Source organism: Oleiphilus sp. HI0123, from assembly GCF_001635315.1.
This window is the reverse complement of sequence record NZ_LWGE01000223.1, coordinates 1-2456: the sequence shown is the minus strand read 5'-3', so window position 1 is coordinate 2456 and position 2456 is coordinate 1. Positions and strand designations below refer to the sequence as shown.

General features: G+C 42.0%; 4 protein-coding genes. 3 read left to right on the top strand and 1 reads right to left on the bottom strand.

The window, feature by feature from the left end; translation table 11 throughout:
• Positions 1–207 (bottom strand): hypothetical protein (locus A3761_RS28380; protein ID WP_231881120.1); only part of this gene is annotated, 207 nt, incomplete at its 3' end.
• A 99-nt stretch (positions 208–306) separates the two neighbouring features.
• Between A3761_RS28380 and A3761_RS02185 the strand changes: the two genes are divergently transcribed.
• The 3 genes from A3761_RS02185 to A3761_RS02175 form a co-directional block, all read left to right on the top strand.
• The gene (locus A3761_RS02185) at positions 307–516 is read left to right on the top strand and encodes a hypothetical protein (RefSeq protein ID WP_068512686.1); all 210 of its coding nucleotides are present in this window, start codon (positions 307–309) and stop codon (positions 514–516) included.
• A 189-nt stretch (positions 517–705) separates the two neighbouring features.
• Positions 706–1548, top strand: a complete 843-nt coding sequence (locus A3761_RS02180; protein ID WP_068512684.1) for a MoxR family ATPase — start codon at positions 706–708, stop codon at positions 1546–1548.
• A gap of 56 nt (positions 1549–1604) precedes the next feature.
• The coding region (locus tag A3761_RS02175; protein WP_068749714.1) for a VWA domain-containing protein at positions 1605–2456 on the top strand (852 nt) is incomplete at its 3' end.

The following is a 2456-nucleotide window of genomic DNA, read 5'->3' as shown; positions in this document are numbered from 1 at the left end:
TTTTTCTTGCGAAAGTCCCTGGTCGATGAGCAGGATAATCTCGAATCGAAGTTTGTTTTCACCAGAGCAAAAATAGTATGCGTGCTCGGCCAAATCTATGGCGGGTAGACCTTTGTTCTTGTATACAAGAGTTGAACAGCGGGCAAAATTTGTGTTGATATCGGAATAGGCGTTTAACGTACCAATATCTTTGGCCAGTTGATACACATACTCGACGCGCTTACGGGCTTTTCTGCTTATATCTGGTAGTGAATCAATTGCGACTTGTTGAGGTAGTCCTCGTTGGAATAATTGTAAAATTGTTAGATGTTCGCTGGTAATTATGGCGCAGGAAAGGTGGGTCTGTTTATTGCCGACTTCGCTAGGGCTTTGTTGGGCGTTTGTGGTAGTGGTGAAGAAGCAAATAAACGTCACTATCAAGAAAAAAACTTGTTTCAATTGGAAGAGCTCACTGATGATTTAAGGTTATTAATTGCACAAATTCCACATGCTTTAGTACCTTATTATAGCGCTTAAAACTCAATATGGATGGTTTCTGGAACACACTGTTGTTGAAATAATCTATTGCCAGGATTTCCGTTGCACTTAAAACTAGAATAGAATTCACGTTTTTCCTATTCAGGCTTTAGTTTCAGTCTGTCTATTTGTTGGTTTTAGTTTGTCTTGGCTGCTTGAGGCAAAGAGTCTATATCAAAAGGTATTAGTATGAGTTTTAAGGGTACTAGCGATTATGTAGCGACCGGTGATTTACAGATGGCTGTAAATGCTGCGATTCAATTAGAAAAGCCTCTTCTTATTAAGGGTGAGCCAGGTACTGGTAAAACTATGCTGGCTGAGCAGTTAGCAGAATCACTTGGCACGCGTTTAATTCAGTGGCACATCAAGTCGACAACAAAGGCTCAGCAGGGCTTGTACGAATATGATGCTGTGTCACGTCTAAGAGATTCCCAGTTAGGAAATGACCGTGTTCACGATATATCTAACTACATAGTGAAAGGGAAGTTGTGGGAAGCCTTCGAAGCAGAAGAGCGTGTTGTGCTATTGATTGATGAAATTGATAAAGCCGATATCGAGTTTCCAAACGATTTGCTTCTTGAAATCGATAAAATGGAATTTTTTGTTTACGAGACACAAGAACGTGTTGTGGCGAAAAATCGACCAATTGTATTGATTACCAGTAACAACGAAAAAGAACTACCGGACGCATTCCTAAGACGCTGCTTTTTCCATTACATCAACTTCCCAGACCACGAAACAATGGAGAAAATTGTGGAGGTTCACTACCCCGGCTTGAAGCAGAGCTTGGTTAAAGAGGCGCTCGATGTGTTTTTTGATGTGCGTAAAGTTCCTGGCTTGAAGAAAAAGCCTTCAACAAGCGAATTGATCGATTGGCTTAAACTATTGATGGCTGACGAAGTATCCGAACAAATTCTACAAGAGCGAGACCCCTCTAAAGCAATACCACCCTTGTATGGTGCATTGATTAAGAATGAACAGGATGTCCACTTGCTGCAGCGCTTGGCATTTATGGCAAGGCGCAAGGGTTAGCCTAAAAGTATTTTTTACTCGCAATCGGTTTGTATTAGTAGAAAAGAGGTATCTCGATGTTAATAGAGTTTTTTCAGGAAGTGCGCCGTTCTAAGGTTCCAGCAACGCTTAAGGAGTTCTTAGACTTAATGGAGGCGCTTGAGAAAAATATAGTCTTTGCTGATATCGATGAGTTTTACTATTTAAGCCGCTTGTGCCTTGTAAAAGATGAGAAAAACTTCGACAAATTTGATCGCGCCTATGGCAAATATTTTGAGGGAATCGAAGCGCTTGATGATCTCTTCGAAGAAATGATTCCAGAAGATTGGCTCAAGGCAGAGTTTGAGAAGAACTTAACTCAGGAAGAAAAGGATAAAATCGAAGCCATGGGCGGCCTCGAAGAGCTAATGGAAGCGTTTAAAGAGCGGATCGAGCAGCAAAAGAAAAAGCACCAAGGCGGGAACCGGATGATTGGTACCGGTGGTACATCACCTTTTGGTGCGAATGGCTATAACCCTGAAGGTTTTCGAATTGGACAGAAAAACGGTCGAAATGGTCGTGCTGTTAAAGTTTGGGAGAAGCGTGGCTACAAAGACCTTGATGGCGATGTAACGCTTGGGATTCGAAATATCAAACTTGCGCTGCGTCGTTTGCGTAAGTTCGCTCGTCAGGGGGCAGCTGATGAGTTGGACTTGGATGATACAATAAGGTCTACCGCGCGTAATGCCGGTTACCTTGACCTTAAGCTTGTGCCTGAGCGCCACAATACTGTGAAGGTGCTGATCTTCTTTGATATTGGTGGTTCAATGGACCCTCATGTAAAAGTTTGCGAAGAGTTGTTTTCTGCGGCGCGTGTTGAATTCAAGCATATGGAGTATTTCTACTTTCATAACTTTATTTACGAAAGTGTATGGAAGAACAATATTCGT

What these genes read in the sequence shown, in the direction of transcription:
- A3761_RS02180 (WP_068512684.1), top strand. Translation starts at nt 706, where the DNA reads ATGAGTTTTAAGGGTACTAGCGATTATGTAGCGACCGGTGATTTACAG.
- A3761_RS02185 (WP_068512686.1), top strand. Translation starts at nt 307, where the DNA reads ATGTTCGCTGGTAATTATGGCGCAGGAAAGGTGGGTCTGTTTATTGCC.